Source organism: Microbacterium sp. ANT_H45B (assembly GCF_008369345.1).
Lineage (GTDB): Bacteria > Actinomycetota > Actinomycetes > Actinomycetales > Microbacteriaceae > Microbacterium.
Map to the genome: position 1 here is coordinate 44,741 of NZ_VOBK01000001.1, position 13,466 is coordinate 58,206.

At 69.0% G+C, this 13,466-nt stretch carries 13 protein-coding genes; 5 read left to right on the plus strand and 8 right to left on the minus strand.

Annotation, left to right across the window (positions count from 1 at the left end; translation table 11 throughout):
* Positions 1-55: 55 nt before the first annotated feature.
* Complete coding sequence (locus FQ142_RS00190; protein WP_262491998.1) at positions 56-505, minus strand: MarR family winged helix-turn-helix transcriptional regulator; 450 nt, start codon at positions 503-505, stop codon at positions 56-58.
* Positions 506-652: 147 nt separating this feature from the next.
* On the opposite strand from FQ142_RS00190, the gene FQ142_RS00195 reads away from it, so the two are divergent.
* Positions 653-1,219: a MarR family winged helix-turn-helix transcriptional regulator gene (locus tag FQ142_RS00195; RefSeq protein ID WP_149421747.1), complete on the plus strand. Its 567-nt coding sequence runs from the start codon at positions 653-655 to the stop codon at positions 1,217-1,219.
* Between the two features lie 31 nt (positions 1,220-1,250).
* Here FQ142_RS00195 and FQ142_RS00200 read toward each other — a convergent pair whose 3' ends face one another.
* The 3 genes from FQ142_RS00200 to FQ142_RS00210 form a co-directional block, all read right to left on the minus strand.
* A complete protein-coding gene (locus FQ142_RS00200; protein WP_149421748.1) occupies positions 1,251-2,807 on the minus strand; it encodes an MFS transporter in 1,557 nt (518 codons plus the stop codon).
* A 101-nt stretch (positions 2,808-2,908) separates the two neighbouring features.
* Positions 2,909-3,079 (minus strand): CsbD family protein, encoded by a 171-nt coding sequence (locus FQ142_RS00205; protein ID WP_082539236.1) that lies wholly within the window; start codon positions 3,077-3,079, stop codon positions 2,909-2,911.
* A 38-nt stretch (positions 3,080-3,117) separates the two neighbouring features.
* A complete protein-coding gene (locus tag FQ142_RS00210; protein WP_149421749.1) occupies positions 3,118-3,369 on the minus strand; it encodes a hypothetical protein in 252 nt (83 codons plus the stop codon).
* A 91-nt stretch (positions 3,370-3,460) separates the two neighbouring features.
* Between FQ142_RS00210 and FQ142_RS00215 the strand changes: the two genes are divergently transcribed.
* Positions 3,461-5,041, plus strand: a complete 1,581-nt coding sequence (locus FQ142_RS00215; RefSeq protein WP_149421750.1) for an SDR family oxidoreductase — start codon at positions 3,461-3,463, stop codon at positions 5,039-5,041.
* A gap of 356 nt (positions 5,042-5,397) precedes the next feature.
* On the opposite strand, the gene FQ142_RS00220 is transcribed toward FQ142_RS00215, so the two are convergent.
* The 3 genes from FQ142_RS00220 to FQ142_RS00230 form a co-directional block, all read right to left on the minus strand.
* Positions 5,398-7,329 carry a BCCT family transporter gene (locus FQ142_RS00220; protein WP_262491999.1) on the minus strand — a complete coding sequence of 644 codons (1,932 nt, stop codon included), beginning with the start codon at positions 7,327-7,329 and terminating at the stop codon, positions 5,398-5,400.
* Positions 7,330-7,470: 141 nt separating this feature from the next.
* A complete protein-coding gene (locus FQ142_RS00225; protein ID WP_149421751.1) occupies positions 7,471-9,168 on the minus strand; it encodes an ABC1 kinase family protein in 1,698 nt (565 codons plus the stop codon).
* A gap of 24 nt (positions 9,169-9,192) precedes the next feature.
* On the minus strand, positions 9,193-9,780 hold the full coding sequence (locus FQ142_RS00230; RefSeq protein WP_149422628.1) for a PadR family transcriptional regulator: 588 nt from the start codon (positions 9,778-9,780) through the stop codon (positions 9,193-9,195).
* 144 nt (positions 9,781-9,924) lie between these two features.
* Here FQ142_RS00230 and FQ142_RS00235 point away from each other — a divergent pair, with 144 nt between their 5' ends.
* Complete coding sequence (locus tag FQ142_RS00235) at positions 9,925-11,499, plus strand: glycosyltransferase family 2 protein (RefSeq protein ID WP_149421752.1); 1,575 nt, start codon at positions 9,925-9,927, stop codon at positions 11,497-11,499.
* Positions 11,500-11,561: 62 nt separating this feature from the next.
* On the opposite strand, the gene map is transcribed toward FQ142_RS00235, so the two are convergent.
* Complete coding sequence (map, locus tag FQ142_RS00240; protein ID WP_149421753.1) at positions 11,562-12,332, minus strand: type I methionyl aminopeptidase; 771 nt, start codon at positions 12,330-12,332, stop codon at positions 11,562-11,564.
* Between the two features lie 71 nt (positions 12,333-12,403).
* Here map and FQ142_RS00245 point away from each other — a divergent pair, with 71 nt between their 5' ends.
* Both FQ142_RS00245 and FQ142_RS00250 read left to right on the plus strand, forming a co-directional pair.
* Entirely contained in the window at positions 12,404-12,694 is a 291-nt protein-coding gene (locus FQ142_RS00245; protein WP_056419046.1) for a helix-turn-helix domain-containing protein, read from the plus strand.
* 1 nt (position 12,695) lies between these two features.
* Complete coding sequence (locus FQ142_RS00250; RefSeq protein ID WP_149421754.1) at positions 12,696-13,454, plus strand: SDR family NAD(P)-dependent oxidoreductase; 759 nt, start codon at positions 12,696-12,698, stop codon at positions 13,452-13,454.
* Positions 13,455-13,466: the final 12 nt, after the last annotated feature.

The window sequence follows — 13,466 nt, forward strand, 5'->3', positions numbered from 1 at the left end:
AAGACTTCGCTTGATAGATAGATTACTAGGTTACCTAGCTAAATAAAAGCCCACGTTAGGGAATCTTGCCGATCTCCTCGATCAGGCGGCGCAGGAAGCGCCCTATGACCTCGGCCTGCTCGGGGGTGAACTCGCTCTCGATCTCCTCGACCCGCTGCGTGAGCTCGTCGGCCGGTGAGTGCAGGTCTCGCAGCGTCGGGCGGAGCACCTTCGAGCGCGCGTCGTCGGGGTGGGCGGCGACCACGATCTGCCCGCGCTCCCGAAGGCGACGCAGAAGGCTCGTGACGGCCGCCGTGCTCACGTTCAGGTGGGCCGCGAGTCCACCGGGCGTCGCCGGCGCATCGGCCGGGGCATCGACGATGTACCGCATGGCCTCGCGGTCGGTGTCATTGGGTGCGCGGACCGCCGCGAGTCGTCGCGCGAGCTGCGCTTCGGCACGGCGGAGTTCATCGACACGGGCGACCAGGTCGGTCTTCGCCGTGCGGACGTGGATATTCATCTTCATGCGACACCCCCTGAAACTTCCACTGTACTACTCGGGAGCCAGGTAACCAGGTGAGCTAGCTATATATCTGTACGAAGTATCTCCCGCGGGTGCCAAGATAGAGGCCTGCGCCCATGAGGCGCTGAGCACCGACGAGGAGATGGAGAGATGGAGAACTCCGAAGAGTTCACCCGTTCCGGCTACTGGTATCCGGACGCCGAATCGGCCAGCACCGTCGACGTGCTGAACCTGCTGCGTCGCTACCGATCAGCCGAGACCGCCATGCGGGCTCGCACGCGCGTCTCGATGAAGATGAACGAGACCGATCTCGTCGCCCTGCGGTTCCTGCTGCGCGAGCAGCGCGCCGGGCGCATCGTGCGTCCGATCGACATCGCGCGCATGCTCGACATCTCGACGGCATCGACCACGACGCTGATCGACCGGCTCGAGAAGGGTGGGCACGCCCGCCGCGAGCGGCACCCCACCGACCGCCGGGCCGGCGTCGTCGTCCCCACGGTCAGCAGCGACGACGAGGTGCGCGAGACCCTCGGCGCCATGCATCGTCGGATGCTCGCGCTCGTCGACGAGATGAGCGACAGGGAGCGTGCCGTCGTGACGCGGTTCCTCGCCGGCATGACCTCCGCGATCGAGGAGGCGAGCGATCTCGATCAGGAGCTGCGCGACGTCATCCGCTCGCACGAGGAGTCGGAATCGGAGTCGGAGTCGGGCGAGTAGCCCGACTCCCCGTCCCCGACTCCCCCTCGACTCAGGCCTTCTCGGCAGCCTCTTCGCCCTCGGCCTCCGCATCGGCGAGACGCTCGGGGAACAGCTCGTCCAGATCGAGATCAGGGTTGTCCTCCTGCGTCTCGACGAGTTCGACGGCTTCTTCGTGCGTCTGCACGCTCGGCATGGCACCCGGCAGCGGACGCCGCGCCGACTCCTTGAGCACGACGACCGCGATGAAGCCGGCGATCGACGTCCCGATGACGTAGAAGGCCGGTGCGAGCGACGACCCCGTCATCTGCACCAGTACCTCCATGACCACCGGTGCGGTACCGGCGAACAGGGCGACGGCCAGATTGTAGGAGATGCCCATGCCGCCGTACCGCGACGACGTCGGGAAGAGCGCGGGCAGCGACGAGGCGAGGTTCGCCACGTAGAAGGTGACCGGGAACGCCAGCAGCGCGAGGCCGAGCAGTGTCGACCAGATCTCGCCGTGCATCATGAACAGGAAGGCGGGGACGGCGAGGACGATCGCCGAGATCGAGCCGACGAACAGCACCTTCTTGCGACCGATGCGGTCGGACAGCTTGCCGGTGAGCGGGATGCACAGGGCCATCGCGACCAGTACCGGCAGCGTCAGCAGCGTGCCGTGCACCTCGTCGTAGCCGAGGGTTCCGGTCAGATAGGTCGGCATGTACGAGGTCAGCGCGTAGCCGACGGTGTTCGCGGCGGCGACGAGCACGAACGCCGTGAGGAGCTCACGCCAGTACGCACGGATCAGTGCGAGCACGCCCTTCGGCGCATCCGCTGCGGCCTGCGCTTCGTCGGATGCGCGCGCGGCGGCATCCTGCGCCTCTTGGAAGGCGGGGGTGTCCTCGATCTTGAGACGGAAGTAGATCGCGATGAGCCCCAGCGGCAGTGCGACGAGGAACGGGATGCGCCAGGCGAAGCCCTGCATGGTCTCCGCCGAGAGAGTGAGCTGGAGGATCGAGACGAAGGCGGCGCCGATCGCGAAGCCCATGTACGAGCCGAGGTCGAGCAGCGACGCGTAGAAGCCGCGACGCTTGTCGGGTGCGTACTCGGTGATGAACGTGGTGGCGCCGGCGTACTCGCCGCCGGTCGAGAAGCCCTGCGCGAGCTTGAGCACGATCAGCAGGATCGGCGCCCAGACGCCGATGACCGAGAAGTCGGGCAGCACGCCGATGAGGAAGGTCGCCGCCGCCATCATGATGAGCGTGAACGCGAGCACGCGCTGTCGGCCCAGACGGTCGCCGAGCTGGCCGAGGACGATGCCGCCGAGCGGGCGCGCGACGAAGGTCACCGCGAAGACGCCGAGAGAGAAGAGCGACTGAGCCCCGGCGGAGGCATCCGGCAGGAACGCCCGCCCGATGATGACGGCGAGATAGCCGTACACGCCGATGTCGTACCACTCCATGAGGTTCCCGACCACGGTGCCGGCGACGGCGCGGCGCAGCATCGGGCGGTCGACCACGGTGACGTCCTCGACCGTGAGGCGTCGCGGTTCGTCCTTCACCGGTCGCAGACGACGCAGGAGTCGCTGCCACAGGGTCGGGGCCTGGTTCTTCAAGGGATCGGACATGCCGTCAATCATCTCTCTCGTGGTGGCCGGTCCCGGTATTCGGGCCGGACATGGAGCGGGGAGGCGACTCTCGTCGCCTCCCCGCTCGGTGCAGACCGTTCTCAGTTGAGAGCGTCCTTGACGTTCTCGCCGGCCTTCTTGACGTTGGCCTTGGCTTGGTCCGCGCGGCCCTCGGCCTCGAGCTTCTCGTTGTCGGTCACCTTGCCGACGGTCTCCTTCGCCTTGCCGGCGAGGTCCTGAGCGGCGTTCTTGATCTTGTCATCGAGTCCCATGGGGGATCCTTTCTCTTCTCTGCGGTGGTCTGGGGGAGTCAGAGGGGGAGGCCGAACGTGGCCGCCATCATGAGCGGCATCGTCGCCGCGGCGATCAGTGCGACCAGTGCCGCGGCACGCCAAGCCCCATGGCGTGCCGCGGCGGTCAGGGGCGCGCGTCCGACACCGGTCGCGCGCCCCACAGCCTCGCTGGCGGGTAACGGTGCGAGGCTGACCGCCGTCGAGAGCGCAGACGATGCGTCGAAAGAATCTGGGGAGACGCGGGTGGGGGAATTCGTTGCCCTGGACATGTGATCACCTTCCTCGCGGTAAAGATTACTAGGTGAGCTAGTGATTTGTCACCCTAGCGATAATTCGGCCGGACCGGCCTACTCTCGAAACATGACGGAGCTCACCCAGCCCACCGGGCACGAAGAGGCGCTGCGCGCCCTCCCCCACGACGACGGAGCCGCCCCTCGCGTCCTCGTCCTCGGCGCCACCGGCTACATCGGCGGACGCCTCACCCCACGCCTGCTCAATGCCGGCTACCGCGTGCGGGTTCTGGCCCGCGATGCCGCACGCGCGGCATCGTTCCCCTGGGGCCCGGAATCCGAGATCGTCGAAGGCTCGGCCGACGATGCGGATGCCGTGGCCGCGGCCATGGCGGACATCGACGTGGTCTACTACCTGATCCACTCCATGAGCGCCGGCAAGGGTTTCGAAGAGAGCGACGAGCAGGCGGCGACGACCGTGGCGGATGCCGCGGCGAAGGCCGGCGTGCGGCGGATCGTGTATCTGGGCGGCCTGCACCCCGAGGATGCGAAGCTGTCACCGCACCTGCGCTCACGCGTGCGGGTCGGCGAGATCTTCCTCGAGTCCGGTGTGCCGACGCTGGTGCTGCAGGCCGGCGTCGTGATCGGCTCGGGGTCGGCGTCGTTCGAGATGATCCGGCACCTCACCGACGTGCTGCCGTACATGCCGGCACCGAAGTGGGTGCGCAACCGCATCCAGCCCATCGCCGTGCGCGACGTGCTGCACTATCTGCTCGGCGCTGCCCGCGTCGATGACGACGTGAATACCGCGGTCGACATCGGCGGCCCCGACGTGCTGCGCTACGGCCAGATGATGAACGGCTACGCGCTCGAGGCGGGGCTGCGGCAGCGGGCGATCGCGGCGCTGCCGGTGCTGACGCCCGGTCTGGCATCGCACTGGGTGAACCTGGTCACGCCGGTGCCCCGGTCGATCGCCCGCCCCCTCGTCGCCTCGCTGCAGAACGAGTGCATCGTGAAGGACCACGCGATCGACGACCTCATCCCCCGTCCCGACGGCGGGCTGACCCCGTATCGCACGGCCGTGTCGCTCGCGCTGGGTCGCGTCGACGCCGACACGATCGAGACGAGCTGGCAGGATGCCGAGGTCTCGGGGGCGCCGAGCGACCCCCTGCCCAGCGACCCCGAATGGGCGGGTCGCACGGTGTTCACCGACACCCGCGAGCTCAAGACTGCGGCGCCCGTCGATGGTCTGTGGCGCGTGATCATCGGCATCGGCGGGTCGAACGGGTGGTACTCCTCGAAGTTCCTCTGGGCCGTGCGCGGCTGGATGGACCGGCTCGTCGGCGGTGTGGGTCTGCGCCGTGGACGTCGCAGCAAGGTCGAGGCGCGGGTCGGTGACGCGATCGACTTCTGGCGCGTCGAAGCCGTCGAGGAACCGGGGCGGGTGACCGAGTCCTCGGCCGCGAGCGGAGGCCTGCTGCGGCTGCGGGCCGAGATGAAGGTTCCAGGCGAGGCGTGGCTCGAACTGCGGGCGCTGCCCGACGGCGACGGGTCGCGCTACGAGCAGCGTGCCGTCTTCTTCCCTCGCGGACTCCTCGGCCGGATGTACTGGCTCGGGGTGCTGCCCTTCCACGGATTCATCTTCGCGGGCATGGCGGCCCGGATCACCGACGCCGCCGCGGTGCCGGTCGAAACCGTCGCCGCGGACTGACTCGCTCCCCGCTCCGGCGGCGTAGAGCGCGCCCGCGATCCGGCGGGGTCGATTTCGCATCCCGCCGGGTAGGCGGGGCCAGTTCCGCACCGGACGGTAGGCGGGGTCACTTTCGCACCGGAAACAGCTGAATCGGATGCGTTTCTGACCCCGCACCGAGCCGAAGCCGTGCGCGGGGGCAAACGTCGCATCCAGAAGGCGTGCGGGGCCAGTTCCGCACCCCCGATCCAGGCGGGGCCAGTTCCGCACCCCCGACCCAGGCGGGGCCACTTTCGCACCGGAAACAGCTGAATCGGATGCGTTTCTGACCCCGCACCGAGCCGAAGCAGCGTGCGGGGCCAGTTTCGCACCCGGCGTCAGGAGGGGCGTTCGGCGAGGCCGTCCGGGTCGGCGCCGGAATCCGCAGCGCCATCGGAACCGGCATCCGCACCGGCGAGCGTGCCGGCATCCGGGATGATGTCGATCGCCTCGGTCGCCGTCGCGTAGACCTCGGCGAGGCTGTCGTCGACCTCGGCCTCGTCGATCCAGGCGAGGTCGTCTTCGGAGTGGTCGTACTCGACGGGCACGAGGGCGAAGTCGTCGCCGTACTCCTCGAGGCCCGCCATGACGCTGTGGCGCACGGCCATGCGGGCATAGCGGTCGCGCAGGATGAGGGGATCGCGCCGCAGATCCTTCATGAACGCGACCATCATGAACGCCATGATCACCGCGAACGGCAGCGCGGCGATGATCGTCACATTCTGCAGCGATCTCAGGCCCGCGCCCTCCTCACCGGTGACGAGGAGCACCGCGGCGATGACGCCGACCAGCACGCCCCACACGACCGCGACCCACCGAGACGGTTCCGGCCGGCCCTGCTGCGACAGCGTGCCCATCACGAGTGAGGCCGAGTCGGCCCCGGTGATGAAGAAGATCGCGATCAGCAGGATGAGCACGATGCTGGTGATCAACGGGAACGGCAGGTTCTCGAGGACACCGAAGAGCACCTCCTCCGGCGGATCGACCGTGAGGTTCGCGCCGTCCATCTGCTGCTGGATCGCCGTCGTCCCGAAGATCGCGAACCACACCAGCGAGATGACCGCGGGCACGACGATGACGACCGAGACGAACTGGCGCAGCGTGCGACCGCGCGAGATCTTGGCGATGAACATCCCCACGAACGGGGACCACGAGATCCACCACGCCCAGTAGAAGATCGTCCAGCTCGACAGGAACGCCTGCGCCTCGTCGCCCTGCGAAGCCGAGCGGCCGATCATCTCGGGCAGGTCGCCGAGGAACTGCACGGCGACCGAGGGGATGACGTTGAGGATGAGCAGCGTCGGTCCCACGAAGAAGACGAAGAACGCGAGCAGCAGCGCGACGACCGCGTTGATGTTCGACAGTGCGCGGATGCCCTTGGAGACCCCCGACACCGCCGAGGCGATGAAGCAGGCGGTGAGCACGGCGATCGCGGCGATGAGCACGCCGTTGCCGAGCTCGCCGATGCCGCTGACGATCTCGACGCCGTGGCCGATCTGCAGGGCGCCGAGTCCGAGCGAGGCGGCGGTGCCGAAGAGGGTGACGATGATCGAGAAGATGTCGATCGTGCGTCCGAGCGGTCCCGCGGTGCGGCCCTCGCCGAGGAGCGGGGCGAAGATCGACGAGATCAGCGGGGTGCGTCCGCGGCGGAAGGCGCCGTAGGCGATCGCGCCTCCGACGAGCGCGTAGAACGCCCACGCCTGCGGGCCCCAGTGGTACAGCACCTGCGCCTGTGCGGTGTGCATCGCGTCGAGGGTGCTCGCCTCGACGGTGCCGGGCGGCGGGCTCTCGAAGAACGTCAGCGGCTCGGCCGCGCCCCAGAAGACCAGACCGATGCCCATGCCCGCGGCGAACAGCATCGAGATCCACGAGAACATCGAGAACTCGGGCTCTTCGTCGTCACGGCCGAGGGGGATCCGCCCGTACCGGCTGAAGCCGACGAACAGCATGAACACGAGGATGACGGTGGCGATCGTCGTGAAGAAGAAGCCGAAGTACTCGACCACCCACGCGAGGACCGTCGAGGTGGTGCCCGCGAGATTGTCGCCGGCGAAGACGCCCCAGGCGATGAAGGCGACGGTGAAGGCGGCCGCGGATCCGAAGACGAGCGGATCGGTGCGGTAGGTGCGTCCCGTCTCCTCCACCGACACCCCGGGGATGAGAGCGGGGTGCACGCTGGGCGGTGGAGGTACGGCGGCGATGTCGCGCACGATCTTGCGTGCGGTCTCGGCTGCTCTCACGGTGCCCGTCGTCGGCGTGCTCGCCGTCACGTGGGCTGCGGAACTCTCAGATGACTCATCGTTCGGTGTGCCCATGAGAATCGATTCTCCCATGCCCGGGCGGAGCGCACCGGCCCGCCCGGCGGCATCAGCGCGGCATCAGCGCGGCATCATCGCGGCATCAGCGCGGCATCAGCGCGGCGTACGACGCCCCACGCCCGCGAAGACCGCGTGCAGCAGGGGCAGCGCCGAGACGCAGATGAGCGTGATCCCGAGCGGCGGGATCGAGGGCACGAGCAGCGCTCCCCCGACCAGCATCGCCGCGAACAGCACGCCCGAGCCGATGCGGCGCGCGATGCCCTCGAGCCGGTCGAGCCGCCTCTCCAGACGCGAGGTGTCGAAGGTGACGTTGCCGTCGTCGACCCGGGTGATGATCGCGTCGATCTTCTTCGGCAGGCCGTAGGTGACCGCCATGGTCTCCATCGCCTGCTGCGCCATGTCCTGCATCAGATTGCCCGACTCGTCGCGCAGCAGACGGCCGGCGTACGGCTCGGCGGCATCCCACACGTTGAACGTGGGATCCAGGCTCGAGCACATGCCCGAGGTGAGCGAGACCGCGCGGATCAGCAGCAGCATGTTCTCGGGGAGCTGCAGGGGGAGCGAGCGCACCATGTCGCCGAACTCGTCGGCGAAGTCCGCGAACTCGCGCGGATCGACGGTGCTCAACTCCGCGAAGCCCATGCCCCCGAACCGGGCGAACAGCGCCCGGAGCGCGCGCTCGAGCTCGGCGGTGTCGGCCGACGGCAGCAGCACGCCGATCTCCTGCGCGGCGGCCACGAGCCCCTTGCTGTCACGACCGGCGACCGCGATGAGCAGGGTGCGCAGGCCCGCGCGCAGGTTGTCGGGAACCTCGGCCATCATCCCGAAGTCGATGAACGTGAGGCGGAAGTTCCGGCCCGTGGTCGACGACGGGACGGGAGTCACGAAGATGTTGCCGGGGTGCGGGTCGGCATGGACGAAGCTGTGCGTGAACACCTGGTCGAACATGACCTCGGCGAACACGTCGGCGACCTCGGACGGATCGATGCCGGCCGCCCGCAGCGCCTCGACGTCGTTGATCTTGATCGCCGTCACGTCGGAGAGGGTGAGCACGCGACGGGTCGAACGCTCCCACACGATCTCGGGCGCACCGATGCGCGCGTCGCCGGCGAAGTTCTCGCGGAACCGTTCGGCGCTGGCCGCCTCGTGCAGGTAGTCGATCTCCTCAAGGCTCGTGACCGCGAACTCCTCGATGAGCCCCGGGGCGTCGACGCGGTCGGCGACGAGCCGCACCCGGGTGAGCCAGCGCGCGACACGGCGCAGGACCGCCAGATCGACGGCGACGATCTCGTCGATGCCGGGGCGCTGCACCTTGACGACCACGTGCCCGAGACCGGTGTCGGCGGCATCCTGCGCGGTCAGGCGCGCACGATGCGCCTGACCGAGGGATGCCGCAGCAACGGGCGTCTCGTCGAACCACGCGAACGCCTGGGAGAGCGGGCGCCCGAGCTCGGCCTCCGCCGCGCGTCGGATGTCGGCGAAGGGCACGGGCGGCACTTCATCCTGCAGGCCCTCGAGTTCTTTCGTGATCTCCGGCGGCAGCACGTCGAGACGCGACGACATGAACTGGCCGACCTTGATCATCAGGCCGCCCAGCTCCACCGCGAGAACGTGGAACCGCCTCGCGAAGCGCTGCATGCGCGAAGAGCGGGTGCGCTCGGCGACCGAGCGCAATCCCACGCGGGGCAGGATGAGCTCGAACCACCAGATCTTGATGAGCTCGCGCGCCGCGAACGACAGGATGCGGCGGTACCGGGCACGATGGGCGCCCTGCGCCGCAGCATCCGTCATATGTCGTCCCTGGTTCGTGTGCGATCAGTCCTGAGCGAGGATCGAGTACAGCCTACGGCGGGCCTCGTCGAGGATGTCGACCGCCTGCTGCACCTGCTCGGTGCTGCCGCTGCGTCCGACGGCCGCCGCGGCCGCGGCCAGGTCGACGCCCGACTTCGGCAGTGCGGAGTACCGGGGGTTGTCGTGCGCGCCCTCGCCCTTGTGCTGCGGCTCCCACGGAGCCCGGGTCTCGGTGTGCTCGGACGCGACCGCGCGGCCGGCTTCGGTGAGCGAGTAGGTCTTGCGACCGTTCTGCTCGTCGGCCTCGATCAGGCCCTCGTCGGCGAGCAGCTGCAGGGTGGGGTACACGGAGCCGGCGCTGGGCTTCCAGGTTCCGCCGCTGCGATCGGCGATCTCGGTGATGATCTGGTAGCCGTGCATGGGCCGCTCGGCGAGGAGCGAGAGCACCGCGGTGCGGACGTCGCCCTTGGCCATGCGGGAGCCGCCGCTGGGGCGCTGTTCGAACGACTTGCGGAGCTGGTCCATCGCGTCGAAGATCGCGGATGCGGGTCCGCCGGGGCCCGCGCCGAAGCCGGATCCACCGAACGGGTTCGAGGGGAATGCGTTGTTCATGATGACCTCCCGGGTGTAGTGAGCGATAGTCAACGATATATCGTTAACCCTGTGCGCGGGGTGGGAATTCCCCGCCACCTGCACGGCGTCTTCCTGTGCGCAAGGGTCGTGCGTCGTGCAGGTGGGGGTGCTTTACTACCTTCGATGTCGAATTCTGCCGCCGCCGCGCCCGCACCCGCCTCTCTCCGCGTGAGCGTGGTCGTTCCCGTCTTCAAGCCGGGCGCATCGTTCGACGACCTGATCGCCTCGCTCGACCGGCAGACTCTCGACCATTCCCGGTTCGAGGTGCTGCTGTGCGATGACGGTTCGGGCGAAGAGACCGCCGCGCGGCTGGTCGAGATCGCGCGTGACCGCCCGTACATCCGCGTGGCCTACCTCGCCCCCTCCGGGTGGCCGGGAACTCCGCGCAACCACGGCATCGACGATGCGCGCGGCACCTACATCCAGTTCGTCGATCAGGACGACTGGCTGTACGACGGCGCGCTCGAGGCGCTGTGCGACTACGCCGATCTGCACGGGTCCGACGTGATCCTCGGCAAGGAGATGGGCATCGGCCGCCGACTGCCCGCACGCATCTTCCGCAAGGACATCCCGAACGCTCGCCTCGGCGACGACCCGCTGCTCGAGATGCTCACCCCGCACAAGATGTTCCGCACGGCGTTCCTGCGTGAGAAGGGCATCCGCTTCCCCGACGGCAAGGTGCGGCTCGAAGACCACCTGTTCGTCATGCGCGCGTACTTCGAGGCGTCGAAGATCTCGATCCTCGCGAGCCGGCCCTGCTACGCCTGGGTGAAGCAACCGGGCAGCGCGAGCGCAGCGCGGATCGAGCCCGAGTCGTACTACCCGCACCTCGAGGCCGTGCTCGATCTGGTCGAGCGGTACACCGAGCCCGGCCGCCTTCGCGATCGCCTGTTGCGGCACTGGTTCCGCGGCAAGGTCCTGAAGCGGCTCACCGGCAGGCAGATGGTCCGCTACCCCGACGACTATCGCGAACGCCTGCTCGACGTGGTCGCTCCCCTCGCCGAGCGGCGATTCGGGCCGGGCGTCGACGGAGGCCTGTCGTTCCCGAACCGGATCCGCGCCGCTCTGCTGCGGGCCGACCGCCGGGCGGATCTGCTGACTTACGCCCGCTTCGAGGACGACCTGGAGTGTCGCGCCGTCGTCACCTCGGCGCGGTGGTCTCGCGGGGGCGGACTCCACCTGACGCTCGCGGTGTCGATCACACACGAGGGACGGGATGCGCTGGTGTTCGAGCCGGGCACCGGGGTGCTGACGTCGCTGCCCGTGGCGGTGGACGGGCTGCCGGCCGCTCTGCTCGAGGCGAAGAAGGAGCTGCAGAACGATCGGGTCGGACTGGTGCTGCGCGATCCCGCGGCAGGTGTCGAACGACACATCTCGGGCACGCATCCGCGCAAGCTCGACGCCGTGAAGGTCGCGCTCGACCCGCTCAAGGTGTTCGACCGGGACGACCGATCGACCGGTGCGCCGTTGTTCGTGGCGGTGCGTCGAGCCGGCTGGACCTTCGACGTGCCCCTGACTGCGGATGCCGCGACGCTCGCCGCGGCGGGACGCTCGCCGCTGCTCGCCGGGCGCACCTGCACCCCGGTGGTCGGCCGTGACGGCGGCGTGGAGTTGCGCCGCCAGTGGCCGGGCGGTCGCCTCAAGGATCTCGCCGGCCGCACAGCCCGTCGCCTGCGGAGCGGATCGCCGAAGAAGTAGCGCGCGCTGCGTGCGGATCGGGATCGCGCTGCCTGCGGATCGGGATCGGCATCGGCGGGCGCTCACGGGGCGAGCGTGAGCACCTCGGCGCCGGCATCCGTGATCGCGATCGTGTGCTCGGTGTGGGCGGTGCGGCAGCCCGTCGCGCTGCGCAGGGTCCATCCGTCGGCGTCGGTCACCAGCAGATCGGTATCGGCCATGACCCACGGCTCGATCGCGAGCAGCAGGCCGGGGCGCAGTCGGTATCCGCGACCGGCACGGCCGTCGTTGGCGATGTGCGGATCCTGATGCATGGTCGATCCGATACCGTGGCCGCCGAACTCGAGGTTGATCGGATACCCGGCCGCGCTGAGCACCGCGCCGATCGCCTCCGAGAGGTCGCCGATGCGGGCGCCGGGGCGGGCCACGGCGATGGCGGCGGCGAGCGCGCGTTCGGTCGCGTCGATCATCGCCAGGTCCGCGGATGCCGCCGTGGTTCCCACCACGAAGCTGATCGCGGCATCGGCCGAGATTCCGCGCAGGGTCACGGCGAGATCGAGGGTGAGAAGGTCTCCGTCTCGTAGGGCGTAGTCGTGCGGCATCCCGTGCAGCACCGCGTCGTTCACGGCGGTGCAGAGGTGATGACCGAAGGGCCCACGGCCGAACGAGGGGGCGTAGTCGACGTAGCATGACGTCGCCCCGGCATCCTCGATCATGCGCTTCGTCCACCGGTCGAGCTCGAGCAGGTTCACCCCCACGCGCGCCCGCACCTTCAGCGTCTGCAGGATGCGGCCGACCAGCGCGCCGGCATCCCGCGCGCGGCCCAGCTGGTCGCTGTCGAGGATCTCGATCATGGTGCTCTCCGATTCATGCGAATCCAATAACTATCCCGGTAATACTATCTCGGTATTAGAATCGGCACATGATGGTTCGGATGCCCCTCACTCCCGCCGAGGTCGAGCGCGGCGAGCGCCTGGGAGCCCTGCTGCGTCGCGCGCGCGGCGAGCGCTCGATGCTGAGCGTCGCCCTCGACGCCGGCGTGTCTCCCGAGACGCTCCGCAAGATCGAGTCGGGCCGCGTGGCCACCCCGGCGTTCTCGACGATCGCGGCGATCGCGGGTGTACTGCACCTGTCGCTCGACGCGGTGTGGGCCGAGGTGGAGCCCGCCGCGCCTGCCACCGTGCATGCCCCCGGTCACGCGCAGATCGCGTCCTGAGATGGCGAATGCGCTGATCACCGGCGGCTCCCGCGGTATCGGCCGGGCGATCGCGCAGGTGTTCGCGCGCCGCGGCGACCGTGTCGTGGTGCACTACGGACGCGATCGCGCCTCCGCGGAAGAGACCCTGACGTCGCTCGAGGGCTCGGGTCACGCCATCGTCGGTGGAGATCTCGGCACCCCGTCCGAGGCACAGCGGGTGGTGACGGAGGCGATCGCCGCACTCGGTTCGCTCGACATCCTCGTGAACAACGCGGCCGTGGCCCCGATCGCCGCGAACACGCACCGCGCCGACGCCGTGCCGTACGCGCAGTGGCAGCAGGCCTGGTCGGAGATGGTGGCCGTGAACCTGCTGGGCGCCTCGAACGTTACGCTGCTCGTGGCCCAGCACCTGATCGAACGCGGGAGCGGCGGATCGATCGTCAATGTCGGTTCGCGCGGCGCGTTCCGCGGCGAGGCCGACCACCCCGCATACGCCGCGACCAAGGCGGGGCTGCAGGCTTTCGGCCAGTCGATGGCGCTCACGCTCGCACCGCACGGCATCTCGGTGACCTCGGTCGCCCCGGGCATGGTCGCGACCGAGCGCCAGTCGGCCACGCTGACGGGCCCGGAGGGCGACGGCATCCGCGGTCAGAGTCCGTTCGGGCGCGTCGGCACGCCCGAGGAGATCGCGGATGCGGTCGCCTATCTCACCTCGCCCACCGCTGTATGGGCCTCGGGCACCGTACTCGACCTCAACGGGGCATCGTACTTCCGCTGAGCGCATCCGCAC